Below are 24,494 nucleotides of genomic sequence, written 5' to 3' on the forward strand. Positions count from 1 at the left end.
GGCCGGTTCTGACCGTCATGGCTTGAAAGAGACGGGCAGTTTCGCGGACTTGGCGCCCGTGGGCGGGACTTGGAGGGTCTTGAGGGCGAACTCCATGACCTTCTTGTAGATGGGGCCGCAGATCTGGCCGCCGAAGTAGCTCCCCTTCGTGGCGTTCTGGATGGCGCAGTAGACGGTGACGCGCGGCTTGTCGGCGGGCGCGAACCCGGCGAACGACGACGTGTAGCCCTTGTAGCGGCCGGTGGCGGGATCCACCCGGTTGGCGGTGCCCGTCTTGCCCGCGACGCGGTAGCCGGGGATCCGGGCCGCGGTGCCGGTGCCCTCCACGTCGTCGACGACGGACTCCAGCATCTGGGCGACCGTCCGCGCCGTCTTCTGGCTGACGACGCGGGTCTGCTTGGGCTTGGGCGCGGCGATGAACTTGCCGTCGGCGCCGGTGGAGCCGCGCACCAGGGTGGGCTCGACCCGTACGCCGCCGTTGGCGATGGTCGAGTACACGGAGGCCGCCTGCATCGCGTTGATGGAGAAGCCCTGGCCGAACGGGATCGTGAACTGCTGCGACGTCGACCACTTGTCGGCGGGGGCGAGGATGCCGGACGTCTCGCCCGGGAAGCCGAGTCCGCTCGCCGAGCCGATGCCGAACTTGCGCAGGTACGAGGAGAGCGTCCGGTTGACCTCGGGCTGCGTCCTGCCGAGCTGGCCGGTGGCCAGGATGGTGCCGATGTTGCTGGACTTGGCGAGCACGCCGTTGAGCGTGAGGTGCCAGGTCTCGTGGTCGACGTCGTCCTGGAAGAGGCGGTCGCCGCGGTGCAGCCGGTTGGGCACGGTGACATGGGTCAGCGGGGTGGCCGCGTTCTCCTCCAGGACCGCCGCCATCGACATGACCTTGGCGGTGGAGCCGGGCTCGTAGGCGTCCTGGAGCGCGGCGTTGCCGAGGGCCGCCGAGTTCGCGTGCGAGAGGTCGTTGGGGTCGAATCCGGGCGCGTTGGCCATGGCCAGGACCTCGCCGGTCCGGGTGTCCTGCACTATCACGTAGCCGCGGTCGGCCCCGGACTTCTTGACCTGCTCGGTGATCGCGTTCTGCGCGGCCCACTGGATGTCCCGGTCGATGGTCAGCTCCACGTCGGAGCCGGCCACGGCGGGCTGCTCGGTGCTGCCGGCCGTCGGCACCTGGCGGCCGCCGGACTGGGCGTAGCGGATCTTTCCGTCCTTGCCCGACAGCTGCTTGTTGAGCTGCTGCTCGACCCCGCCGCCGCCCTTGCCGTCGGCGTTGACCCAGCCCAGTATCCCGGCACCGAGGTCACCGTTGGGGTACACGCGCTTGCTGCTGGGGTCGGCGAGGACGCCGGAGAGCACGCTCGCCTCCCGGCCCTCGGCGTTGGCCTTGTCGTTCAGGGTGGACCTGAGGTCCTTGATCTGGTTCCAGACCTGCGGCGTCTGCCGCGCGGCCAGCCGCACGTAGCGGGTGTTCTTCGTCTTCAGCCGCTTGGTCAGGGTGGCGGTGTCGACCCCGACGATCGGCGAGAGGAGCGCGGCCGCCTGCTCGGGGGCGTCGGCCACCTTCGTGACCTTCTTGGTGAACATCGTCGGGTCGGCCGTGATGTCGTACGCGTCCACGCTCGTCGCCAGCGCGACGCCGCCGCGGTCGGTGATCTGCCCGCGCTCGGCGGCGATCGTGTGGCTGACGTAGCGGTTCAGCTGGGCCTTGGCCGCGTACGCGCTCGCGTCGACGCCCTGCACCTGGAGGAGCCGCACGGTGAAGACCATGAGGACGAGCGTGAGGCCCAGGCTCACCATCCGCAGGCGGGGCCGCGGGCTGCCCAGGCGCAGTGGGGTGGAGGCCTTGGTCCCGGCGGGGCGCGGGCGCCGTGCGGCGGGGCGCGCGCCGGGGCCGGGGCGCCGCTGGGCTCCGGGCCTGGCGGTTCGGTCGGGGCGCGCGGGTCCCGGGACGCGACGGCGCGGAGGCTGCCTGTCGGTCATGACGTCACCTGCCGGAGCTGGAAGGGGCGGGGGCGGTGGGCGTGGCGGGCCGGCCGGACGACGGCGGGGCCGGGGCGGAGGCGGGGACGGAGACCGACGCGGTGGGCGCCGGGCCGCCGGTCGGGGTGGCGCTCGCGGCGGGGGCCGTCGGCTCGGCCTCCGGCGGGCGGGGCGCGGGCTGCCGGGCCGGTGCGGGCAGCGAGGCGGGGCTCGGCAGGCCGCGGACGGTGCCGTCGGGGCTCAGGAACGCGGGGTCGCCGCCGGGGACCATGCCGAGGTCACGGGCGCGGCGCTGGAGGGCGTCGGGCGCGGAGTAGGAGTCGACCTCGCGCTGGAGCTCCTGCTCGTCGTCGGTCAGCTCGGTGGTCTGCTTCCGCAGCTTGGTGAGCTTGAACGATCCTTCGTTGAGCGAGGAGTTCAGCATCAGCAGCGTGATGAGCCCGCCGCCGAGCAGCAGCACGACGAGGAGGACGAACGGCGTGCGTGCGGCCTGCGAGCCGCCGGAGGGCGCGACGGGGAGGAAGCGCGCCAGCCGTGCCGCTCGTCCGCGCGGTCCCCCGGAGGGGCCGCCGGAACTCCGGGAGCTCTTGGCTCCTTTGGAGTTCTTGGTTCCTTGCGCGTCACTTCTGGCGCTCATGACCACCCCTCCACGCGCGCGTGCCTCACTCGACCGTCATCCGTTCACGTCCTCGCGGATCCGCTGCGCACCCCGCAGCCGTGCCGGGGCGGCCCGGCGGTTCTCGGCGACCTCTTCCTCCGTGGGGAGTTCGGCGCCGCGCGTGAGCAGTTGCAGGCGGGGCTGGTACTGCTCGGGGACGACGGGCAGTCCGGGCGGCGCCGTGGTGGCCGCTCCGGCCGCGAAGACCTGCTTGACCAGGCGGTCCTCGAGCGACTGGTAGGACAGCACGGCGATCCGTCCGCCGACGGCGAGCGCCTTCACCGCGGCCGGGATCGCCCGCTCCAGGACGCTCAGCTCGCCGTTGACCTCGATGCGCAGGGCCTGGAAGGTGCGCTTGGCCGGGTTGCCGCCGGTGCGCTTGGCGGCCTGCGGCAGCGCGTCCCTGATCAGCTCGACGAGCCGCGCGCTGTTGCTGAACGGCTCCTTCTCGCGCTCGCGCACGACGGCCGAGACGATGCGCTTGGCCTGCTTCTCCTCGCCGTACTGGCGCAGGATGCGCACCAGTTCGCCCGCGGGGTAGGTGTTGAGGACCTCCGCGGCGCTCATCCCCGTCGTCTGGTCCATGCGCATGTCGAGCGGCGCGTCCTGCGCGTAGGCGAAGCCGCGGTCGGCCTCGTCGAGCTGCATGGAGGAGACCCCGAGGTCGAACAGGACGCCCTGCACGCGCGGGATGTCCAACCGCTCCAGGACCTCGGGCAGTTCGTCGTAGACGGCGTGCACCAGGGTGGCCCGGTCACCGAAGGGGGCCAGGCGCTCGCCCGACAGGCGCAGCGCCTCCTTGTCCCGGTCCAGCGCGACGAGACGGCAGGCGGGGAAGGTGCTGAGCAGTGCCTCGCTGTGACCGCCGAGGCCGAGCGTGCAGTCGACGACGACCGCGCCCGGCTGCGCCAGCGCGGGGGCCAACATGTCCAGGCAGCGCTGGAGCATGACCGGGACGTGTCGCTGACTCAAGAGGCCCTCTCAGGTCCGGCGGGCCGGCCCGCACGCACCGCCGGGTCCCCGCCCGCTCATGAAGGGGATGGTGGTCCGTCGGCGCCGGGGAAGTGACGCCGGCCGACCGGAGCGGGAGGAGGCCGAGCCGTACGTACGCGCCGCGCACGCGGGGAGCGTCCGGCAGCGCCGGGATCTCCGTGTTGCTTCGTTAATGGGGTTCGGCGTCACTTTAGTCCACGGTGACCCCCGGTCAATCAACCGGCCTGCGCGTCGCGGGCCGCTTCCCGAGGAACCTTCACCTCCGCCGAATTCACCTGTTCGGGGGAGGTGCGCACGCCCTGTGGGTTAGCTCACAACAAGCCTCGATGATGTTCTTTGTCCCCTCTCACAGGAGGCCACGCACCGCGGTGACCAGTAACGTCGACGCCATGACGACTTCCGCATCCCTCCCCTCCGAAGGCGCCATACCGGCCGACGGCACCGTGACGGACCGCCTGGTCGAGGCGAACGGGCAGTACGCCGAGGCGTTCACCGACCCCGGCATGGACGCGCGCCCCGTGTTGCGCGTCGCGGTGGTGGCGTGCATGGACGCGCGCCTCGACCTGCACAAGGCGCTCGGCCTCCAGCTGGGCGACTGCCACACGATCCGCAACGCGGGCGGTGTGGTGACCGACGACGTGATCCGCTCGCTCACCATCAGCCAGCGCGCCCTCGGCACCCGCAGCGTGGTCCTCATCCACCACACGACGTGCGGTCTGGAGTCGCTCACGGAGGAGTTCCGGCACGAGCTGGAGCTGGAGGTCGGGCAGCGTCCGAGCTGGGCCGTCGAGGGCTTCCGCGATGTCGACCAGGACGTGCGGCAGTCGATAGAGAAGGTGCGCACCTCGCCCTTCCTCCTGCACACCGACGACGTACGCGGTTTTGTGTTCGACGTGAAGACCGGACGACTGCGGGAAATCACCCCCGCCTGAGACTCCGGAGAAGCGGCAGGCCGGTCGGCCGTCCGCTCAAAAGGTCGTAAGCCCCGACATATCGCGGCCAGTTATCCACAGGCGAGTGACACGAACCGGTAACGCCAACAAGAATGCGGATGTGACACCTCGCGCGAGGGCCGGAACTCTTCGCGCGTGGTGTCCGTGTTTCGGGGTGGGCCGGTCCGCGTCACAGAGCGTCGGCCCGGAAAGTACGGGCCGAGGAGGGCCGGGTGACGACCTATGACGATCGAGCGAGCCTCACTGATCTGACCACCACTGCGGAGCGGGTCCGCAGGTCGGTGGAGGGTGTGATCGAGGGCAAGCCGGAGGTCGTACGGCTTTCGCTGACGGTGCTCCTGGCGGAGGGGCACCTGCTCATCGAGGATGTACCGGGCGTCGGCAAGACGATGCTCGCCAAGGCGCTCGCGCGGTCCATCGACTGCTCGGTGCGCCGCATTCAGTTCACCCCCGACCTGCTGCCGTCGGACATCACCGGCGTGTCCATCTGGGACCAGCAGCGGCGGGACTTCGAGTTCAAGCCGGGCGCGATCTTCGCCCAGATCGTGATCGGCGACGAGATCAACCGCGCCTCGCCGAAGACCCAGTCCGCGCTCCTGGAGTCCATGGAGGAGCGCCAGGTCACCATCGACGGCAAGACCTACGAACTGCCCAGCCCCTTCATGGTGGTAGCGACGCAGAACCCGGTCGAGATGGAGGGCACGTATCCGCTGCCCGAGGCCCAGCGCGACCGCTTCATGGCCCGGGTCTCCATCGGCTATCCCAGCCCGGAGGCCGAGCTGCAGATGCTGGACGTGCACGGCGGGGTGTCGCCGCTCGACGACCTCCAGCCGGTGGCGCACGCGCACGACATCGTGAAGCTGGTGGACGCCGTGCGCACGGTCCACGTCGCCGACGCCGTACGGCGCTACGCGGTGGACCTGGTCGCCGCCACCCGCACCCACCCGGACCTCAGACTCGGCGCCTCCCCGCGCGCGACGCTGCACCTGCTGCGCGCGGCCAAGGCGTCGGCGGCCCTCGGCGGACGCGAGTACGCGCTGCCGGACGATGTGCAGGCGCTGGCCGTGGCGGTCCTCGCGCACCGGCTGCTGCCCACCGCGCAGGCGCAGCTGAACCGGCGCACGGCGGAGCAGGTCGTGCTGGACATCCTGCAGCGCACCCCGGTCCCGGCCGCGGACACCCGCACCCCCCAGCAGGGCTTCGACTCCCCGACGCCCCCGATGTACGGCCAGCAGTCGCCCGGCACGCGGAGGCCGTGATGACGGCCGGGGGGTATCACACGGCCGACCCCGGGGGCGGGTTCGCGGACGGCGGCACGACGAGCGACAAGGGCGACAAGAGCGGGCTGCGCACGGCGCTGTCCGGACTGACCACCCGCGGCCGTTCGTTCCTCGCGGCCGGTATCGCCGCGGCCATCTGCGCGTACGTCCTGGGGCAGAGCGATCTGCTCCGGGTCGGTCTGCTGCTCGCGGCGCTGCCGCTGGTCTGCGCGGGCGTGCTGTACCGCACCCGCTACCGGGTCGCGGGCAGCCGCCGCCTCTCCCCCGCGCGCGTGCCCGCGAGTGCCGAGGCGCGCGTGCATCTGCGGATCGACAACATCTCCCGGCTGCCCACGGGTCTGCTGATGCTCCAGGACCGGGTGCCGTACGTGCTCGGTCCCCGGCCCCGCTTCGTGCTCGACCGGGTCGAGGCGAGCGGCCGCCGCGAGGTGTCCTACCGGGTCCGCTCCGACCTGCGTGGCCGCTATCCGCTCGGCCCGCTCCAGCTGCGCCTGACCGACCCGTTCGGCATGTGCGAGCTGACCCGGTCCTTCTCCGCGTACGACACGCTCACGGTGATCCCGCGCGTGGAGGCGCTGCCGCCGGTGCGGCTGACCGGGGAGGCCAAGGGGTACGGGGAAGGGCGGCAGCGCTCGCTCGCGCTGGCCGGCGAGGACGACGTGATCCCGCGCGGGTACCGCTACGGCGACGATCTGCGCCGCGTCCACTGGCGCTCGACGGCGCGCTACGGCGAGCTGATGGTGCGCCGCGAGGAGCAGCCGCAGCGGGCCCGCTGCACGGTGCTGCTCGACACGCGCGAGTACGCCTTCCAGGGCGCCGGCCCCGACTCGGCCTTCGAGTGGGCGGTGTCCGGCGCGGCCTCCGCCCTGGTCCACATGCTGGAGCGGGGCTTCTCGGTCCGGCTGCTGACGGACACCGGTACGTCCGTGCCGGGCGACGGCAGCGACGGGTTCACGTCCGCCGGCCAGGGGTCGGCGGACGCCGCGGGCCTGATGATGGACACGCTCGCCGTCGTCGACCACTCGGACATGGCGTCGTTCTCGTCCGCGTACGACGTGCTGCGGGGTGGGAACGAGGGACTGCTGATCGCCTTCTTCGGCGATCTGGACGAGGAGCAGGCCGCCGTGGCCGCCAAGATGCGCCGCCGCAGCGGCGGCGCGATCGCGTTCCTGCTGGACAGCGAGGTCTGGGCGCAGGGCGCGGGCGCGGCCCCGTCCGCGCGCTGCGCGGAGCGGCTGCGGATGCTTCAGGAGGCGGGCTGGACGGCGGTGGCCGTACCGGCCGGCGCGTCCCTGGTGGAGGTGTGGCGGCAGGCGGACCGGGACCGTTCGGGCGCGCACACGGCGGGTACGAGCACGGCTGGGGGCTGGTCATGAGCGGTGGTGCCCGACTGTCGATCTGCGCGACGCTGGCGACCTTCCTGGCGTCGTGCTCCCTGCTGCCCCTGGTCGACACGTCGACGTGGCTGCTCGAAGCGGCGATCCTGCTGACGGTCCAGGCGGCGGTGGGCGCCGCGGCCCGCAGAGTGCCGCTGGCGCGGCCGCTGACGATCGCCGCGCAGGCGCTGGTGTCGCTGTTGCTGCTCACCTTGTCGTTCGCCCGCGAGCAGGCGATCGGCGCGATCGTCCCGGGCCCGGAGGCCTTCCGGTACTTCGGGCTGCTCCTGGAGGCGGGCGGCGAGGACGTCAGCCGGTACGCGATCCCGGCGCCGGTGTCCGACGGCATCCGGCTGATGCTGGTGGGCGGCGCGCTGGTGATCGGGCTCGCGGTGGACGCGCTGGCGGTGACGTTCCGCAGCGCGGCCCCGGCCGGGCTGCCGCTGCTCGCGCTGTACTCGGTGGCCGCCGGGCTCTCCGAGGGCGGCGCCGACTGGCTGTGGTTCGTGCTCGCGGCCGGCGGCTATCTGGTGCTGCTGCTCGCCGAGGGACGCGACCGGCTCTCGCAGTGGGGGCGGGTCTTCGGCGGCACGGGGCGCGGTGTCGGCAGCGCGCCGGTGGCCGACGGTCCGGGCGCGGCGACCGCCCCGGTCCGCACCGGGCGGCGCATCGGCGCCGTGGCCCTGGGCATCGCGCTGGTGGTGCCGCTGGCCCTGCCCGCCCTGGACGGCGGTGTGCTCGGCCCGTCCGGTTCGGGCGTGGGGTCCCGTTCGGGCGGCGGGGGCATGATCTCCGCGGTCAATCCGCTGGTCTCGCTGCAGAACAGTCTGAACCAGCCGGAGGACCGGACGGTGATGACGTACCGGACGAACGCCGAGCAGACCCAGGAGCTGTATCTGCGGATCGTCTCCCTCGACAAGTTCGACGGCACCACCTGGAGTCCGTCGGTGCGCAGCATCACCGATGTCCCCTCGACGCTGCCGAACCCGCCGGGCCTCGGTCCGGACATCCGCAGGACCGAGGTGCAGACGAACATCAAGGCCGCCGACTGGTACGCCCAGGACTGGCTGCCGATGCCGTATCCCGCCTCGCAGGTGTCGATCGACGGGCGCTGGCGGTTCGAGGAGATCGGCCGGACCCTGGTGGGCGACCACGGGCAGACGACGCGCGGCGAGCAGTACAGCGTCAAGAGCCTGGTCGTGCAGCCGACGGCGCAGCAGCTGGCCAACGCCGGACCGGCGCCGGGCAGGCTCCTGAAGGAGTTCACGAAGGTGCCCGCGTCGCTGCCGGACGTGGTGAGCCGGACGGCGCTGGAGGTCACGCGGGGCGCGGCGAACAACTACGAGCGCGCGGTGAAGCTGCAGGACTACTTCGCGGTCGACGGCGGGTTCACATACAACACCGAGGTGCAGGCGGGCAGTGGTTCCGCCGCGATCGTCCGCTTCCTGAAGCAGAAGGAGGGCTTCTGCGTCCACTTCGCGTTCTCGATGGCGGCGATGGCCAGGACGCTGGGCATCCCGGCCCGGGTCGCGGTCGGCTTCACCCCGGGCTCCGCCTCGGGCGACGGTACGTACACGGTGGGGCTGCGGGACGCGCACGCCTGGCCCGAGCTGTACTTCGAGGGCGTCGGCTGGACCCGCTTCGAGCCCACGCCGACCCGTGGCTACACGCCGGAGTACACGCAGGACGACACGCCGGCCGACGGCTCGTCCACCTCGGCGGCGCCCAGCGACTCCGCCTCGGCCGCGACGTCCTCGGCGCAGCCGTCGGAGTCGGACACCTGCTCGACGCAGCAGCGCAAGGAGGGCGGGTGCGCGAGCACGGCCCCCGCGCTGGTGACCGGGTCGTCGGACGACGGCCCGCCGCTCGGCACGATCCTGCTGGTGGCGCTCGCGGCCCTGCTGGTCCTGGTGGTGCCGCTGCTGCCGATGCTGTGGCGGCTGCGGATCCGGGCGCTGCGCCTCGGTTCGGGGGGCCGGAGCGACGCCGATGTCGCCGGACGCACCCTGGCGGCCTGGCGCGAGGTCACGGACACGGCGTGGGACCACGGCATCCCACCGGACGATTCGCAGACCCCGCGCAAGGCGGCGGCCCGGATCGTGCGTCTCGGGCATCTGGAGGAGCCGGCCGCCGACGCGGTGCGGCGGGTGGCGGCGGCGGTGGAGCAGGTGCTGTACGCGCCGCGGCCGCAGCCCGCTTCGGGGCTGGGTGACGATGCGCGGCGGGTGTACGCCGGACTGCACGCCGAGGTGAACCGCCCGGCGCGGCTGCGCGCGACGCTCGCGCCGCGCTCGGCCGTCCGGGTGGTGTGGGCGGCGGAGGAGCGCCGGGCACGGTTCACGGCGGGGCTGCGGGCCCGCTGGGCCGCGGCCCGTGCCCGGCCGTCCGGTCAGGAGAGCTGACGCACCGGAGGTGACGAGGCGCCGGTCCCCGAGGGGCCGGCGCCTTCGTGCGGGGTCCGTGGGCCCGGCGCTCACCAGGACGCACAAAGGGTGACCGCATCCCGCGGTCACCCTTCACACACGTACGTCCGTCGAACGGCCTCCGTCGGACCCGGAGGGGCTCAGCGACCGCCGCCCTGCTCGTCGCGGCGGCGCTGCCAGCGCTCCTCGATGCGGTCCATCATCGACCGCTTCGGTTTGCTCTGACGCCGGGCGGCGGTGCCTCCCGGCACGGCTCCCGCCGGCTGTTCTCCCGGCTTGGGCGCTTTGCGCCAGCCGGTGACGGCGAGCACCGCGCACCCCAGCATGACGAGGAATCCCACCACGCTGATCCAGATCTGGTTCGCGACCATTCCAGCCATGAGGAGCGCGATACCCACCAGGAATCCGGCCACGGCCTGGTAGACCCGACGTCGGGTGTATGTACGCAGCCCGCTTCCCTCAAGCGCTGTCGCGAACTTGGGATCTTCGGCGTACAGCGCTCGCTCCATCTGCTCGAGCATGCGCTGCTCGTGCTCCGAGAGCGGCACGGAGTCCTCCTCATCGTGCAGTCGCCGGGGCGACCGGGGGTCCCCTTCAGGATAGGCAGGGAATCGCCCCCGTGAAACCCGCCCCTCTACGCCAACTTCACCATTCCGGACCGCATCACGCCGCTCCGGCCTCCTGAGGCGTCATTCCCCGGTGGCCGACCCGTCATGCCGGGCGGTCTCCCCCGATCATACGGCGCCGGGCGCCGGATCGGGGGGCCTGTGGCGTACTCCATCTGCCGCTGCGCCGCTGATCAGCGGTGCGGCACAGTGGTCGCTCAGGCCCCGTCCCGCGCCTGCTTCTCACCGAGCACGTGCAGCTGGGTCGCCACGGCGTGGAAGGCGGGCTGTTCGGCGGCGGCCGCCTCCAGCCTGAGCAGTTCCTGGAGGGCTCCGGGCTCGGTGTCCACGAGGACTCCGGGGACCAGGTCGGCGAAGACCCGCACCCCGTGCACCGCGCCGACATCCACCCCGGTGTCGGCGACCAACCGGGTGAGCTGCTCTGCGGTGAAGCGCCGGGGCACCGGGTCGGCGTCGCCCCAGCGGCCCGCCGGGTCGTCGAGCGCCTGCCGGGCCTCCTTGAAGTGGCCGGCGAGGGCCCGCGCGAGCACGGCGCCGCCGAGGCCGGCGGCGAGCAGGCTCAGCACGCCGCCCGGGCGCAGCGCGCCCACGGCGTTGCGCACGCCTTCCTCCGGCTCCTCGACGTACTCCAGGACGCCGTGGCACAGCACCGCGTCGTAGCCGCCGCGCTCGACGACGTCGAACAGTCCGGAGACGTCGCCCTGGACGCCGCGCACCCGGTCGGCGACCTCGGCCTCGGCGGCGCGGCGCTCCAGCGCGAACAGCGCGTTCGGACTCGGGTCGACGACGGTGACGCGGTGGCCCAGGCGGGCGACCGGCACCGCGAAGTTGCCGCTGCCGCCGCCGGTGTCCAGGACGTCGAGCGCCTGACTTCCCGTGGCCTTGACGCGCCGGTCGAGGGCGTCCTTGAGGACTTCCCAGACCACGGCGGTGCGGAGCGAGGCGCGGGGGCCGAAGGGGTCGGAGCGCTGCGACGTCGGCTGCGACTGGCGGGAGGCGGGCGGGCGAGTCGGGTCCGACACTGCTGGTGACTCCTCGGCGCGGCTCCGGCCGACGGGCGGAGCGTGAACTGGTGCGGGCGCCTCCACCCTAATGGGCCCGGACGTGGGGCATCGCCAGTGCTCACCCGGCGTCGGGCACGCCTCGCTCCCCGTCCTCCCGCCGGGGCCCCGGCAGGACCGGCTGCAGCACGAGCATCCGCTCGACGAGGCGCAGGAACATCGCCACGTCGCGCAGCAGATCGTCGGCGTCGCGGGCGCTGGCCGCGTCGCGGATGCCCGCCTCGGCGCGGGCGCGCCGGGTGGCGCCGGAGGCGAAGAGAGCGCTCCACTCGGCCAGTTCGGGCGCTATCTCGGGGAGCACCTCCCAGGCGCTGCGGATCCGGGCGCGGCGCTTGGGGGTGGCTTCGGGGCGGCCGCGGGCGGCGAGCACGGCGGCGGCGGTGCGCAGGGCGGCCAGGTGGGCCGTCGCGTACCGCTCGTTCGGCGCGTCGAGGATCTCCGCCTCGTCGAGCCCGGCGCGGGCCTGGGCGAGCAGATCGAGGGCGGCGGGCGGCGCGCCGGTCCGGCGCAGCACCGGGTGGACGTCGCTCGCCGGGCCGGTGGGTGAGGGGGCAGGGCCAGTGGCGGCGCGGCGTCGTGCGGCGGCGGCCGCGGTGGATGCGCGATGTCCGGCCATGACGAACCTCCTGTCGTCTGTGTGACGGCGCAGTGGCCGTATGTGTCGATAGTGGAGGACGCCACTGACAATCGGCTCTGACCTGCACCTTTGCTTCGATCGAAGGTTCGGGTTAGCTTTTTGCACTGACCAGTCAGTTCAAAAGGGGAGGGTCATGGACGGGCCGCAGGGAGGGGCCGCCGTCGTCGCCGCGGGGTTCGGGGTGAAGGGGCCGCGCGGCTGGGCGTTCCGGGACGTCGGCGTCGACGCGGAGCCGGGGACGCTCGTCGCGGTCGAGGGGCCGTCCGGCAGCGGCCGCACCTGTCTGCTGCTCGCGCTGACGGGACGGATGCGCCCGGCCGAGGGCACGGCCCGCGTCGCCGGTCTCGCGCTGCCGAAGCGGGCGGCCGCCGTCCGGCGGGTCAGCGCGCTCGCGCACGTGCCCGGGGTGACCGATCTCGATCCGGCGCTGACCGTCGCCGAGCACCTGCGGGAGCGGGCGCTGCTCCAGCGCCGGTTCGACGGCTCGTGGCGTGCGCTGCTGCGCCCGCGCCGGGAGCGGGCGGCCCTGGCCCGGCAGCGGATCGACACCGCGCTGGCCGGTGCGGGGCTCGATCTCGACACGCTGCCCAAGAAGGCCCGTACGGCCGTGCGCGACCTGGAGCGCGTGGAGGCACTGCGCCTCTCCCTGGCGCTCGCGCTCGTCGGCCGGCCCCTGCTGATCGGGGTCGACGACACCGACCTGAAGCTCTCCGACCGTGAGCGGGACGAGGTCTGGAACCAGCTGCGGGCCATCACCGCCGACGGCACCACCGTGCTCGCCGTGTGCAGCGAGGCCCCCGAGGGCGCGCTCACCGTGTCGACCGCCCCCGTACGCACCGACGACCCGTCCACGACCGACAAGGAGACGGCCGATGCGCTCGCCGAAGCTGGCCGCGCTTGAGCTGAGGCGCTTCGGCAGGGGGAAGCTGCCGCGCGCCGCGCTCGTCGCGCTTCTGCTGCTGCCCCTGCTCTACGGGGCGCTGTACCTGTGGTCCTTCTGGGACCCGTACGGGCGGCTCGACAAGATCCCGGTGGCGCTCGTCAACGACGACAAGGGGGCGAAGGCGGGCGGCCAGAAGATCACCGCGGGCGACGACATCACCGACGGGCTGTACGACAGCGACACCTTCCAGTGGCACGAGGTCGACTCCGCGCAGGCCGCGAAGGGCGTGGAGGACGGCACGTACTACCTGTCGCTGACCATGCCCAAGGACCTCAGCGCGCGCATCGCGTCCAGCTCCGGGGACGCCCCCGAGACCGGCGCCCTCCAGGTGCGCACGAACGACGCGAACAATTACATCGTCGGGCAGATCTCGCGGACGGTGTTCTCGGAGGTGCGCTCGGCCGCGTCCACCAACGCGTCGCGTTCGTTCCTCGACAAGATCTTCATCTCCTTCTCCGACATCCACGACGCGACCGAGAAGGCGGCCGACGGCGCCGACGACCTCAGGGGCGGCATCGGCAAGGCGAAGAAGGGCTCCAAGGAGCTCGCCGACGGCCTGAAGGACGCCAAGAAGGGCAGCGGTGACCTGGCGAGCGGGCTGACCAGGCTCGACAAGGGGGCCGGTGACCTGGAGTCCGGGTCACGGCAGGTCGCCGACGGTACGCGGCTGCTCGCGAGCCGGGTCAACGGCGCGGCCGACCAGGTGCTGCCCTTCCTCAAGGACAACAAGAAGACGATCGGCGACACCGCGCGGCTGGTCTCCGACTCGGCCGCGGGCGTCCGGCGCCACCTGGACGACCTGGTGCGGCTCGCCCCCACCGCCCGCCAGGGCGCTCACGCGGGATCGGACATCCTCACCGCGATCTACGAACGGCGCTGCACGCAGGCACTGCTCGACGACCCGGCCTGCCCCGATCTGAAGAAGGCCATGACGGCGGCCGCGGACGTCGCCACCGTCTCGGACGACCTGAACACCCTCGTCCAGGACCAGCACGGCGACCTGGCGGCCATGGACAAGAATCTGGCGACGCTCCAGGAGCAGTCCGCCGCTCTCGCCCGGCACGCCCCGACCCTCGACCGGGACGTCGAGAAGGCGGTCGCCCAGATCAACCGCCTGAACGACGGTGCCGGGCAGGTCGCGGCGGGCGCCCGGACGCTGCACACGGGACTCGGCACGGCCTCGGCGGGCGCCGGCGACCTCGACTCCGGCGTCGGCAGGCTGGAGACCGGCGCGCAGGATCTCGACGGCGGCATGTACCGACTGGCCGACGGTTCGGGGAAGCTGGCGGGCGGGCTGCACGACGGTGTCGGGAAGATCCCCGACTACGGCAAGAAGGACCGTGACCAGCGCACCGGGGTGATGGCGGACCCGGTGCGGCTCGCCTCCCAGTCGCTGCACAAGGCGCCCAACTACGGGACGGGCTTCGCCCCGTACTTCATTCCGCTGTCCCTGTGGGTCGGCGCGATGGTCGCCTACATGCTGATCGCGCCCCTGAACCGGCGGGCGCTCGCCGTGGGCGCCTCGTCCTGGCGGGTGACGCTCGCGGGCTGGCTGCCGGTGGCCGCGCTCGGCGTGCTCCAGGTGGCGGCCCTGATGTCCGTCCTGCACTGGGCGCTCGGGCTCCAGATGCTGCACGCGGCGGGCACCGTCGGCTTCCTGTGCCTGGTCACGGCGTGCTTCGCGGCCATCGTGCAGTGGCTGAACGCGCGCTTCGGGGCGGCGGGCCGCATCCTCGTCCTCGCCTTCCTGATGCTCCAGCTGACGTCGGCGGGCGGCACGTATCCCGTACAGACCAGCCCGGGCTTCTTCAACGCGATCCACCCCTACCTGCCGATGAGCTACGTCGTGGAGGCGCTGCGCAGGCTGATCTCCGGCGGCGGACCGGGGCCGGTGTGGCAGGCGTGCGCGGTACTGGCGGCCTTCACCGCGGGCGCCCTCGCGCTCACCGCCCTGACCGCCCGGCGCAAGCAGGTGTGGACCCTGGACCGGCTGCACCCGGAGCTGAGCCTGTGAGCGCGCCCGCCCGGCCGCCTGTGAGAATCAGGGGCATGGAAAGCAGCACACGGCGCCAGGCCACCCGGCAGAAGCTCTACGAGGCCGCTGTCACGCTCATCGCGGAGCAGGGTTTCTCCGCCACGACGGTCGACGAGATCGCCGAGCGCGCCGGGGTGGCGAAGGGCACCGTCTACTACAACTTCGCCAGCAAGTCGGTCCTCTTCGAGGAGTTGCTGCGGCACGGCGTCGGGCTGCTGACCGCCTCCTTGCGGGACGCGGCGGGGAAGGCGGCCGCCCGGGGCGGCAGCAAGGTCGACGCCCTGGACGCGATGATCCGCGCGGGTCTGGTCTTCATCGACGAGTACCCGGCCTTCACCCAGCTGTACGTCGCCGAGCTGTGGCGCACCAACCGCGCCTGGCAGTCCACGCTCGCCGTGGTCCGCCAGGAGGCGGTGGCCGTCGTGGAGGGCGTGCTGCGTGACGCCGTGTCCGGCGGCGAGCTGAGCGAGGAGATCGACGTGCCGCTCACGGCGGCGGCCCTGGTGGGCATGGTCCTGGTGGCGGCCCTGGACTGGCAGGCGTTCCAGCCGGAGCGCTCGCTGGACGATGTGCACGCCGCGCTGTCGCTGCTGCTCCAGGGGCGGGTGGGCGGCGGGCAGCCACTGACCGGAAAGGCCTGACGGCCACGCACGTAAGAGCGCCGGTCCGGCAAGGCCTGTGAACTGCTCTCAGGCTTCACCGGACCGGCGCATCCCCCGTTGTTCCCCCGTGGGATCCCCGTCGTTCCCCCGTCGGGTCTCCCTCGGTCCCCCGTGCCTCGCTCCCGCCCTGCCGGGCGAGAGGAGCGGCCAAGGACGCCGCTTCCCGTTCCGCCGCCCCGTGTCGGCGGTGCCGGGGCCGCGCCCTTCCCGTGGCCTCCACTCTTCCGTCTACGCAGGTAGAACCCCATCCGCGCACCTACTCATCTCCCCATCTAGGTACGGATACTCAGACCGGCGCGCTCATCCCCAGGCACGGAGAGTTCCCCACTGGTTACGATCACCTCCGTGTCCGTACTCCCCCTGGTCTTCACCAGCGGCTGGGCGAGCGGCATCAACGCGTACGCGGTGGTCCTGCTGCTCGGCGTCTTCGGCGCGACCGGGTTGACCGACGAGGTCCCCGAGTCGCTGCAGCGCCCCGATGTGCTGATCGCGGCGGGCGTGCTCTTCCTGTGCGAGGCCGTCGCCGACAAGATCCCGTACGTGGACTCGGTGTGGGACTCGGTGCACACCGTGATCCGGCCGGTGGCGGGCGCGGTCGTGGGAGCCCTGCTCGCCGGGCAGAGCGGGTCGCTGTCCGATCTGGCGGCGGGCGCGGTGGGCGGTTCGACGGCGCTGGCCAGCCATGCCGTGAAGGCCGGCACCCGGATGGCGGTCAACACCTCGCCCGAACCGGCCTCGAACTTCGTGCTGTCCACCGCCGAGGACCTGGGGGTCGCCGGCGTCGTGACGTTCGCGATGTTCCATCCGGTGGCGGCCGCGGTGATCGCGGCGGTGCTGCTCGTCGCCGGCCTGGTGGTGCTGTTCTTTCTCATCAGCCGCATCCGCCGGTTCCTGCGCAGACGGGCCCAGCGGCGCGAGGAGCGGCGGATCGCCCGCGAGGAGCCGCCGCCCCCGCCCTGACCTGGCGGCGGCGTTGTCGGTGGCGGCCGATACAGTCCCTGGCATGGCACGAATTGCGGTGATCGGCGCGGGGATGGGCGCCATGGCGGCCGCCGCTCGGCTGGCCGTGGCGGGCCACCGACCGGTGGTCTTCGAGCGCGCGTCGACGTACGGCGGAGCGGTGGGCCGCTTCGAGCGCGACGGCTTCGCGTTCGACACGGGCCCCGGCCTGCTCCCGCTCCCGGCGGTCTACCGCGACCTGTTCATCAAGACCGGCAAGGAGCCCCTGGAGGACCTGGTCGGTCTCACGCAGGTGGAGCCCGCCGTGCGGCACGTCTTCGCGGACGGCACGACGGCGGACCTGCCGAACGCCCGGCGGGCGGGCGTGGCCGAGGCGCTGGACGCGACGGTCGGCGCGGGCGCGGGCGCGCGCTGGTCGGCGTTCATGGACCGGGCGCGGGAGGCCTGGGACCGCTCGCGCCGCCCCCTGCTCGAAGAACCCCTGTGGCCGAACTGGGAGGTGCTGGCCGAGCGCGAGCCCTACCCGGCGGTGCCGCACAAGCGGCTGCTGCGCAAGGCCCGCACGGCCGTCACCCTCGCCGCCATCGGCGACCTGGAGTTCGGCGGCGACCCACGGCTCGTGGCGCTCCTGGAGAGCTACGCGCTCGGACACGGCCTCGATCCCCGTACGGCACCGGCGAGCGCGGCCGTGCTGCCGTACATGGAGCAGACCTTCGGCACCTGGGCGGTGACCGGCGGCATGCGGGCCCTCGCCGACGCGGTGTACGCGCGCTGCCTCAAGCGGAAGGTCGAGTTCAGGTTCGGTGCGGCCGTCACCCGGGTCGTGGAGAAGGACGGCCGCGCGGCGGGCGTCGAGCTGGCCGACGGGTCGGTGGAGGACGCCGCGTTCGTCGTGGCCGGTGTCGCGCCCGGCGCGCTCGACGCACTGGTGCCGGGGCGGTCCGTGCGCGGCGCGGTCCCGGCCCGCGCCGAGGCGGCCGTGCCCAGCCGGCTCACGGTGCATCTCGCGCTGCGCGGCCCGCGCCCCGAGGGCACCCCGCACCGCACGGTGGCGCACGGCACGGACCGGGGCGCCGAGACGGCCTGGCTGTTCGACGGCGCCGCGCGCCCCGACAGACCGACGGTCACGGTGCTGCGTCCGGGCGACGCCGCTCAGGTGCCGGACGAGGAGCACGAGGCGGTGACCGTCACCGTGACGGTGCCGCCCGGCGCCGAGGTGTCCGACGCCGACGTCGAGTCGGTCCTCGCGGCGGCCGGGCGCGCGGTGCCCGAGCTGCGCGAGCGCCTGCTGTGGCACGAGGTCCGCACCCCGCGCGACATCGCGGAGGCCACCGGCGCGGACGGCGGCGCCGTGCCCGCGCCCGCGTTGGCGGCGGGGCGGGGCGAGTTGCTCCACCCGGCCAACAGCACCCCGCTGCCGGGGCTGCTAGCCGTCGGGGGCTGGTCGCACCCGGGCGGCGGGCTGCCGCACGCGGGCATGTCCGGGGCGCTGGTGACGGGACTGATCGTGGAGGGACCGGAGTTCCGCGGCTCGCAGTGAGCCGGGCCGCGGTCCCGTCCGCTCAGTACCGGTACTGCTGCTCCTGCTGGTACCCGGTGTCGTACCCGGTGTTCGGGTCGTGCTGCGGGTACGCGGGATAGGGCTGCTCGGGCGGCAGTTCGCCGCCGTACTCGTCGCCGTCGCGCTGCTGCGGCACCCAGACACCGCCGGGCGGGGTCTCCCCGCCGTAGCCGCCGCCCGTCGCGTACGAGTCGCCGTACTGCTGCTGGCCGGTGGCGTACGGGTCGCCGTACTGGGGCTGCTCGGGGTAGCTCTGCGCCCCGATGTACGGGTCGGAGTACGGGGCCGCGTAGGGCTGCTGCCCGCTGTCGTACCCGTAGGTGTGCTGGTCGTAGCCGTAGGACCCGGTGTCGTAGCCGTAGTCCTGCTGCGTGCCCTGGTGGTGCGCCTGCGCGTACGCCGCGTCGCTGTAGACGCCGTACTGGCCGGTGTCCTCGGGCATCGGCTCCGGCGCGTACACGGCGGTCGACTCGGCCGCGCTCTCCGGCATCGGCGGGAAGTCGCCTCCCGCGTCCGCCGTGTCCTGCGCGGCCTTCTCGAACTCCAGGTCGGAGACTTCGAGGGTCGGGTCCTGCCGGACCGTTTCCCTCCTGCCGCGCCGCCCGCCCGTGGCCTCGGCCGCCTGGTCGCCCTTCTTCAGGGCCCAGCCGGACGCGAAGCCGCGGCGGAACGACAGCGTGACGTAGGTCTGTCCGATCGCGAAGGCGATGGCGCCGAGCCCGATGACGATCACCGAGGGCATCAGGACGCCGAGGACCACCCCGAGAAAGCCGCCGAAGGCGAGCAGCCGCCAGCGCAGCCGCGCCTTGTACTGCAGCAGCACCTCACCGAGCAGCCACAGCGCCACCAGTCCGAACGCGATGTAGAGGACCGCCCAGCCCATGTACGCCCCTCTCGTACGGCCGCAGCCCCAGGTGGGTACGGCCCATCAGGCCTGCTGATCGTGCAGGCCCAGGTTCTCGTAGATTTCCAGCGTCGCAGTCGAGTTGTTGAGCGTAATGAAGTGCAGACCGGGCACTCCCTCGTCAAGCAGCTTGGCGCAGAACTCCGTAGCGAACTCGATGCCAATGGAGCGTACAGCGGCCGGATCGTCTTTGGCTGTGAGGATCCGCTCTTTCAACGCCGGAGGGAAGTCCGCGTTGCTCAGCTTGGGCAGGCGTTCGAGCATCCGCACGCTCGTCACGGGCATGCACTCGGGGATGATCGGGGTGTCGCAGCCGGCGGCGGCGACCTTGTCGCGCAGCCGCAGGTACTCCTCCGGGTAGAAGAACATCTGCGTGATCGCGTAGTCGGCGCCCGCCCGGCACTTGTCGACGAAGTGCCGCACGTCGGAGCCCCAGTCCGCGGAGCGCGGGTGCATCGCGGGGAACGCGGCGACGCCCACGCAGAAGTCGCCGGACTCCTTGATCAGCTCGACGAGTTCGGCCGCGTACGTCAGCCCCTCGGGATGCGAGATCCAGTCGCCCATCGGGTCGCCGGGCGGGTCGCCGCGCACCGCGAGCATGTTCCGGATCCCGGCGTCGGCGTACTGCCCGATGATGTTGCGCAGTTCGGCGACGGAGTGCTCGACGGCCGTGATGTGGGCGACCGGTGTGAGCGTCGTGTCCGCGACGATCTGCTCGGTCTCCTTGACGGTGCCCGCGCGTGTGGAGCCGCCCGCGCCGTACGTCACGGAGACGAAGTCGGGGGCGACGGCCTCGACCCTGCGCAGCGCGTTCCACAGGTTGCGCTCGCCCTTTGCGGTCTTCGGCGCGGAGAACTCGAAGGAGTATGTCGTCTTGCCGGTCGCGAGCATGTCGCGCACGGTGCGGGCGCGATCAGTCCTGGTGGAAGAGGTACCTAGGGCCATACGGGCAGGTTACTGACGGATTCCGACAGACCCTAATCCCCGTCCACCCTGCGGACAGGGGCCGGAGCCCGGTGTCACGCGGAGCGCAGGCGCTTGGCGAACTCGGCTGCGGCGGCGCCCGGATCGTCGGCCTCGGTGATGGCCCGCACGACCACGACACGGCGGGCGCCGGCCTCCAGGACCTCGTCCAGATTCCCCAGGTCGATGCCGCCGATGGCGAACCAGGGGCGGTCGGTGCCGAGGCCCGCGGTGTGGCGCACGAGGTCGAGGCCCGGTGCGTGGCGGCCCGGCTTGGTGGGGGTCGGCCAGCAGGGGCCGGTGCAGAAGTAGTCCACGCCGTCCTGGACGGCGGCCGCCTCGGCCTCCGCCTCGGCGTGCGTGGAACGGCCGATGAGCACGTCGGCGCCGAGGACGGCGCGGGCGGCGGGCACGGGCAGGTCGCCCTGGCCCAGGTGCAGCACGTCCGAGCGGGTGGCGTGGGCGACGTCCGCCCGGTCGTTGACCGCGAACAGCCGGCCGTGGCGGCGGGCCGCGTCGGCGAACACGGCGAGGTGTTCCAGCTCCTCGCCGGCCTCCATGCCCTTGTCGCGCAGCTGGACGATGTCCACCCCGTTCGCCAGGACGGCGTCGAGGAACTCCGGGAGGTCTCCCTGGCGCTTGCGCGCGTCGGTGCACAGGTACACCCGTGCGTCGGCGAGCAGGTCGCGCTTGAGGTCTGCCATGGAAATCCCCCCGTGGATGGAGCGGTGTCGGTGGCGTGCGCGCCCCACGCGGTGCGGGGCGCGCACGCCGGACGGCGATCAGGTCAGACGGCGAGCGCCTGGGCGCGACGCTTCACCTCCGTGCCGCGATTCTCGCTCAGCGCCTGTGCGGGCGTGCCCGGCAGGGTCGGGTCGGCGGTGAAGAGCCACTCCAGCGTCTCTTCGTCGGAGAAGCCGTCGTCCCGCAGCACCGTCAGGAGGCCGACGAGCCCCTTGACGATCTTGTCGCCGTCGATGAAGGCGGCCGGCACGTGCAGTGCGCGGTTCTCACCGCGGCGTACGGCGATCAGCTGGCCTTCCTTCACCAGCTGGCGCACGCGCGTCACCTCGACGTCCATCTGCTCGGCGATGTCGGGGAGGGTCAGCCACTCGGGGACGAGAGCATCGATCTTTGCGTCAATCTCGGTCACGGGACAAGCGTGCCATCCCGGACTGACAGTCGGAAGCCGGGGCCGTCTGACCAGGTGTTTCCGGAACGGCTCGGGGCCCCGCTCAGGCCACGGCGGACTTCAGCGGGCGGGCCGGGTCGGCCAGCCGGTCGGGGTCCAGGACCGTGCCGGCCTCGATGAGTTTGCGGCCCTGGGCCAGGTCGCGGGGCTTGCCGACCGCGAGGACGGCCACCAGGGCGCCGTCGCGCAGCCAGCACACCGACCAGGCGGCGCCGGCCGGGTCGCCGCGCCACACGGCGGTGTCGGCGCTCTGGTGGTGGCCCGCGTACTGCACGAAGCGGCCGAACTGCTCGGACCAGAAGTAGGGCACCGGGTCGTAGACGGCGGGCGTCTCCCCGATGATGTTCGCCGCCACGGTGCGCGGGCCCTGGAGGGCGTTGTCCCAGTGGTGGACCAGCAGCCGCTGTCCGTAGCGCCCCGAGGGGAACGACGAGCAGTCCCCCACCGCGTACACGTCGGGCACGGAGGTGCGCAGCCCGTCGTCGGCCAGCACCTCGTGGTGGTCGCCCAGGGCGATGCCGGAGCCGGCCAGCCAGCGGGTGGCGGGGCGGGCGCCGATGCCGACGACGACGGCCCCGGCGGGCAGGCGCGTGCCGTCGTCCAGGACCACGGTCCCGGGTTCGACGTGCGCCACACGCGCGCGGGTGCGCAGTTCGGCGCCCGAGTCCGCGTACCAGGCCGCCATGGGGGCCGCGACCTCGGCGGGCAGCGCCCCGGCCAGCGGGCGCTCGGCGGCCTCCACGACGGTGACGTGGCAGCCCGCCTCGCGCGCGGCGGTGGCGAACTCGGCGCCGATCCAGCCCGCCCCCACGACCACCACGTCGTGCTGCTCGGCGAGGACGGGCCGCAGCCGCTCGGCGTCGTCGAGGGTGCGCAGCAGATGGACTCCGGGGACGTCCTCGGTGCCCGGCAACCGCACCGGTTCGGCACCGGTGGCGACGACCAGCACGTCGTACGGGACGGGGCCCTGCGCGGTGTCCAGCTCGTGGTCGCCGGGGCGCAGGCCCGTGACCTCGCGGCCCAGCTCCACGGTGACGCCGAGCGCTTCGAAGTCGACGTCGAAGGCGGAGCCCTCGGCCTTGCCCAGGAGCACCGCCTTGGACAGCGGCGGCCGGTCGTAGGGCTGGTGGGGCTCGGCGCCGATCAGCGTGACCGTGCCGGGGAAGCCCTGTTCGCGCAGGGCCACCGCCGTCTGCACTCCGGCCATGCCCGCGCCGACGATGACGACGCGTCGCTGCGCCGAAGCCGTGTTCCCGCTCTGCTGCTCGCTCACGGGATCACCTTAGGCACCTGATCTTGCGTCAGTCAGCGGAGCGGGCCGGTCGGGCGCAGTGACGTCCTGCACACGTGTCACCGGGTTTAGAGATCAACAGGGGTCGCGGGGCGGCCCGCGGCGGGCGCGATCTCCTCGACGACGCTGGTGCCACGGCCCTCCTGCGACTCCCACCGCCAGGTCTCGTCGAGCCGAACCCGCCCGTCGGGCAGTTCGGACACGGCGGAGAGGCAGTGCCCCGAGGAGGTGGACCCGTCGGTCTTCAGCTGGACGTAGCGGAAGTCGAGCCGGTCTCCGGTGCGGGTGCCCACGAGGTGTCCGCGGACGACGTCGCCGCCCTCGTAGTCGGCCCAGATCCGGCCGTCCTCCTCGTGGTAGGCGAAGCGGGTCCTGGTCCCCACCTGGCCCGGCGCCTGGTCGGCGACAGGCGCGAGGAAGAGACCGTCGAGCGAGCGTGCCACGGGTGAGGGCTCCCTTACTGGGGCGCGGGCCGAAGGGCTAGGGTGGCCACCGTAAAGCACTCGCGGGAGCCCGTACGCAGCGGGCTGAGAGGGAGGCTGGAGCGGCCTCCGACCGTACGAACCTGATCCGGGTCATGCCGGCGAAGGGAGGGGCTGGACGCCCATGTCGCGTACGCCACCGGAAGCATCGAACAAGCCTTCCGCACCTGACGTCCTCGTCGTCGGGGGCGGCATCATCGGCCTGGTCACCGCGTGGCGGGCCGCCCAGCGCGGGCTGTCCGTCACGGTCGTGGACCCCGAACCGGGCGGCGGGGCCGCCCAGGTGGCGGCCGGGATGCTGGCCGCCGTCACCGAACTGCACTACGGCGAGCAGACGCTGCTCGGCCTGAACGTCGCCTCGGCCGCCCGCTATCCGGCGTTCGCCGCCGAGCTGTCCGAGGTCACCGGGCAGGATCTCGGCTACCGCGCGTGCGGCACGCTCGCCGTCGCGCTCGACGCCGACGACCGGGCCCATCTGCGCGAACTGCACGCGCTGCAAAGGAAGTCGGGCCTCGACTCCGAGTGGCTGTCGGGCCGCGACTGCCGGCGTCTGGAGCCGATGCTCGCGCCGGGCGTGCGCGGGGGCCTGCGGGTCGACGGCGACCATCAGATCGACCCGAGGAGGCTCGCGAGCGCCCTGCTGACGGCCTGTGAGCGCTCCGGGGTGGTCCTGCGCCGGGCGTGGGCCGACCGGCTCCGTGTGGTCCGGGACCGGGCGTGCGGCGTCACGCTCACCGACGGCACGGAGCTCGACGCCGGCCAGGTCGTCCTGGCGGGCGGGAGCCGCAGCGGGCAGCTCGCGGGCGTCCCCGACGAGGTGCTGCCGCCCGTACGCCCGGTCAAGGGCCAGGTGCTGCGCCTGACGGTGCCGCGGCGGTACGCGCCGTTCCTGAGCCGCACCGTGCGCGCCGTGGTCCGCGGCAGCCACGTCTATCTGGTGCCGCGGGTCAACGGCGAGCTGGTCGTCGGCGCGACCACCGAGGAGCTGGGCTGGGACACCACGGTCACCGCGGGCGGCGTCTACGAGCTGCTGCGCGACGCCCACGAGCTCGTCCCCGGCATCACGGAACTGCCGCTGACGGAGACCCGCGCGGGCCTGCGCCCCGGCTCCCCCGACAACGCCCCGCTGCTGGGCCCGACCGCGCTGCCGGGCCTGCACCTCGCCACCGGCCACCACCGCAACGGCGTGCTGCTGACGCCGGTCACCGGCGACGCGCTGGCGCATGCCCTGGTCACCGGGGAACTCCCCGAAGAGGCAAGCCCGTTCACCCCGAGGCGGTTCAGCGCCGCCACCCTGGAGCAGCCCGCATGAACGTCACTGTCAACGGCGAGCCGCGTGCCGTGGCCGCCGGGGTCACGCTCGGCGCCCTGGTGGCCACGCTCACCACCGCGCACTCCGGAGTGGCCGCCGCGCTCAACGAGACCGTCGTGCCGCGCACCCAGTGGCCGCTGACCGCGCTCTCCGAGGGAGACCGCGTCGAGGTCCTCACCGCCGTCCAAGGAGGCTGAACCAC

The 24,494-nt window shown here is 73.1% G+C and carries 23 protein-coding genes and 1 riboswitch; of the genes, 11 read left to right on the forward strand and 12 right to left on the reverse strand.

Going from position 1 to position 24,494, the window contains the following annotated elements:
* Window positions 1-15 precede the first annotated feature (15 nt).
* Genes ABII15_RS10710 through rsmH form a run of 3 tightly spaced genes read right to left on the reverse strand, consistent with a single transcriptional unit; the run spans window position 16 to window position 3,610 of the window.
* Window positions 16-1,980, reverse strand: coding sequence for a penicillin-binding protein 2 (locus ABII15_RS10710; protein ID WP_353942059.1), 1,965 nt, complete (start codon window positions 1,978-1,980; stop codon window positions 16-18).
* A gap of 4 nt (window positions 1,981-1,984) precedes the next feature.
* On the reverse strand, window positions 1,985-2,617 hold the full coding sequence (locus tag ABII15_RS10715) for a septum formation initiator family protein (protein ID WP_353942060.1): 633 nt from the start codon (window positions 2,615-2,617) through the stop codon (window positions 1,985-1,987).
* 36 nt (window positions 2,618-2,653) lie between these two features.
* Window positions 2,654-3,610, reverse strand: a complete 957-nt coding sequence (gene rsmH / locus ABII15_RS10720) for a 16S rRNA (cytosine(1402)-N(4))-methyltransferase RsmH (protein WP_353942061.1) — start codon at window positions 3,608-3,610, stop codon at window positions 2,654-2,656.
* A 410-nt stretch (window positions 3,611-4,020) separates the two neighbouring features.
* On the opposite strand from rsmH, the gene ABII15_RS10725 reads away from it, so the two are divergent.
* The 4 genes from ABII15_RS10725 (at window position 4,021) to ABII15_RS10740 (ending at window position 9,642) form a co-directional block, all read left to right on the forward strand.
* Window positions 4,021-4,563 carry a carbonic anhydrase gene (locus tag ABII15_RS10725; RefSeq protein ID WP_353942062.1) on the forward strand — a complete coding sequence of 181 codons (543 nt, stop codon included), beginning with the start codon at window positions 4,021-4,023 and terminating at the stop codon, window positions 4,561-4,563.
* A 233-nt stretch (window positions 4,564-4,796) separates the two neighbouring features.
* Window positions 4,797-5,843 (forward strand): MoxR family ATPase, encoded by a 1,047-nt coding sequence (locus ABII15_RS10730; protein WP_353942063.1) that lies wholly within the window; start codon window positions 4,797-4,799, stop codon window positions 5,841-5,843.
* Entirely contained in the window at window positions 5,843-7,240 is a 1,398-nt protein-coding gene (locus ABII15_RS10735; protein WP_353942064.1) for a DUF58 domain-containing protein, read from the forward strand. The genes ABII15_RS10730 and ABII15_RS10735 overlap by 1 nt, the downstream gene beginning before the upstream one ends.
* Entirely contained in the window at window positions 7,237-9,642 is a 2,406-nt protein-coding gene (locus tag ABII15_RS10740; protein WP_353942065.1) for a DUF3488 and transglutaminase-like domain-containing protein, read from the forward strand. The genes ABII15_RS10735 and ABII15_RS10740 overlap by 4 nt, the downstream gene beginning before the upstream one ends.
* 161 nt (window positions 9,643-9,803) lie before the next feature.
* Here ABII15_RS10740 and ABII15_RS10745 read toward each other — a convergent pair whose 3' ends face one another.
* The 3 genes from ABII15_RS10745 to ABII15_RS10755 all read right to left on the reverse strand — a co-directional run bounded on the left by ABII15_RS10745 (window position 9,804) and on the right by ABII15_RS10755 (window position 11,966).
* A complete protein-coding gene (locus ABII15_RS10745) occupies window positions 9,804-10,211 on the reverse strand; it encodes a DUF3040 domain-containing protein (RefSeq protein WP_353942066.1) in 408 nt (135 codons plus the stop codon).
* A gap of 275 nt (window positions 10,212-10,486) precedes the next feature.
* On the reverse strand, window positions 10,487-11,311 hold the full coding sequence (locus ABII15_RS10750) for a methyltransferase (protein ID WP_353942067.1): 825 nt from the start codon (window positions 11,309-11,311) through the stop codon (window positions 10,487-10,489).
* Window positions 11,312-11,411: 100 nt separating this feature from the next.
* On the reverse strand, window positions 11,412-11,966 hold the full coding sequence (locus ABII15_RS10755) for an SAV_6107 family HEPN domain-containing protein (RefSeq protein ID WP_353942068.1): 555 nt from the start codon (window positions 11,964-11,966) through the stop codon (window positions 11,412-11,414).
* Between the two features lie 154 nt (window positions 11,967-12,120).
* On the opposite strand from ABII15_RS10755, the gene ABII15_RS10760 reads away from it, so the two are divergent.
* The 5 genes from ABII15_RS10760 to ABII15_RS10780 all read left to right on the forward strand — a co-directional run bounded on the left by ABII15_RS10760 (window position 12,121) and on the right by ABII15_RS10780 (window position 18,127).
* Window positions 12,121-12,888, forward strand: coding sequence for an ATP-binding cassette domain-containing protein (locus ABII15_RS10760; protein WP_353942069.1), 768 nt, complete (start codon window positions 12,121-12,123; stop codon window positions 12,886-12,888).
* Window positions 12,860-14,944 carry a YhgE/Pip domain-containing protein gene (locus tag ABII15_RS10765; RefSeq protein ID WP_353942070.1) on the forward strand — a complete coding sequence of 695 codons (2,085 nt, stop codon included), beginning with the start codon at window positions 12,860-12,862 and terminating at the stop codon, window positions 14,942-14,944. The genes ABII15_RS10760 and ABII15_RS10765 overlap by 29 nt, the downstream gene beginning before the upstream one ends.
* A gap of 35 nt (window positions 14,945-14,979) precedes the next feature.
* On the forward strand, window positions 14,980-15,606 hold the full coding sequence (locus ABII15_RS10770) for a TetR/AcrR family transcriptional regulator (RefSeq protein WP_353942071.1): 627 nt from the start codon (window positions 14,980-14,982) through the stop codon (window positions 15,604-15,606).
* A 366-nt stretch (window positions 15,607-15,972) separates the two neighbouring features.
* A complete protein-coding gene (locus ABII15_RS10775; protein WP_353942072.1) occupies window positions 15,973-16,587 on the forward strand; it encodes a DUF4126 domain-containing protein in 615 nt (204 codons plus the stop codon).
* A gap of 43 nt (window positions 16,588-16,630) precedes the next feature.
* Window positions 16,631-18,127, forward strand: a complete 1,497-nt coding sequence (locus ABII15_RS10780) for an NAD(P)/FAD-dependent oxidoreductase (protein WP_353942073.1) — start codon at window positions 16,631-16,633, stop codon at window positions 18,125-18,127.
* Window positions 18,128-18,149: 22 nt separating this feature from the next.
* Here the strand turns inward: ABII15_RS10780 and ABII15_RS10785 are convergent, their stop codons facing one another.
* From ABII15_RS10785 to ABII15_RS10810, 6 genes are all read right to left on the reverse strand, one after another.
* Window positions 18,150-19,031, reverse strand: a complete 882-nt coding sequence (locus ABII15_RS10785; protein WP_353942074.1) for a hypothetical protein — start codon at window positions 19,029-19,031, stop codon at window positions 18,150-18,152.
* A 45-nt stretch (window positions 19,032-19,076) separates the two neighbouring features.
* Window positions 19,077-19,997: a methylenetetrahydrofolate reductase [NAD(P)H] gene (gene metF / locus ABII15_RS10790; RefSeq protein WP_353942075.1), complete on the reverse strand. Its 921-nt coding sequence runs from the start codon at window positions 19,995-19,997 to the stop codon at window positions 19,077-19,079.
* A gap of 74 nt (window positions 19,998-20,071) precedes the next feature.
* Window positions 20,072-20,719 (reverse strand): thiamine phosphate synthase, encoded by a 648-nt coding sequence (gene thiE / locus ABII15_RS10795; protein ID WP_353942076.1) that lies wholly within the window; start codon window positions 20,717-20,719, stop codon window positions 20,072-20,074.
* Window positions 20,720-20,802: 83 nt separating this feature from the next.
* A complete protein-coding gene (locus tag ABII15_RS10800) occupies window positions 20,803-21,168 on the reverse strand; it encodes an Rv2175c family DNA-binding protein (protein WP_353942077.1) in 366 nt (121 codons plus the stop codon).
* A gap of 82 nt (window positions 21,169-21,250) precedes the next feature.
* Window positions 21,251-22,414, reverse strand: coding sequence for an FAD-dependent oxidoreductase (locus ABII15_RS10805; protein ID WP_353947019.1), 1,164 nt, complete (start codon window positions 22,412-22,414; stop codon window positions 21,251-21,253).
* Between the two features lie 152 nt (window positions 22,415-22,566).
* Complete coding sequence (locus ABII15_RS10810) at window positions 22,567-22,941, reverse strand: hypothetical protein (RefSeq protein WP_353942078.1); 375 nt, start codon at window positions 22,939-22,941, stop codon at window positions 22,567-22,569.
* A gap of 52 nt (window positions 22,942-22,993) precedes the next feature.
* A riboswitch (TPP riboswitch) is annotated at window positions 22,994-23,107 on the forward strand.
* On the opposite strand from ABII15_RS10810, the gene thiO reads away from it, so the two are divergent.
* Together thiO and thiS are read left to right on the forward strand one after the other, a co-directional pair.
* On the forward strand, window positions 23,105-24,292 hold the full coding sequence (gene thiO / locus ABII15_RS10815) for a glycine oxidase ThiO (RefSeq protein ID WP_353942079.1): 1,188 nt from the start codon (window positions 23,105-23,107) through the stop codon (window positions 24,290-24,292). Its footprint overlaps the riboswitch before it by 3 nt.
* Window positions 24,289-24,489 (forward strand): sulfur carrier protein ThiS, encoded by a 201-nt coding sequence (thiS, locus tag ABII15_RS10820; protein WP_353942080.1) that lies wholly within the window; start codon window positions 24,289-24,291, stop codon window positions 24,487-24,489. Before thiO ends, thiS begins: the two co-directional genes overlap by 4 nt.
* Window positions 24,490-24,494 lie beyond the last annotated feature (5 nt).

The sequence above is a fragment of the Streptomyces sp. HUAS MG91 genome (assembly GCF_040529335.1).
GTDB classification, from domain to species: domain Bacteria; phylum Actinomycetota; class Actinomycetes; order Streptomycetales; family Streptomycetaceae; genus Streptomyces; species Streptomyces tabacisoli.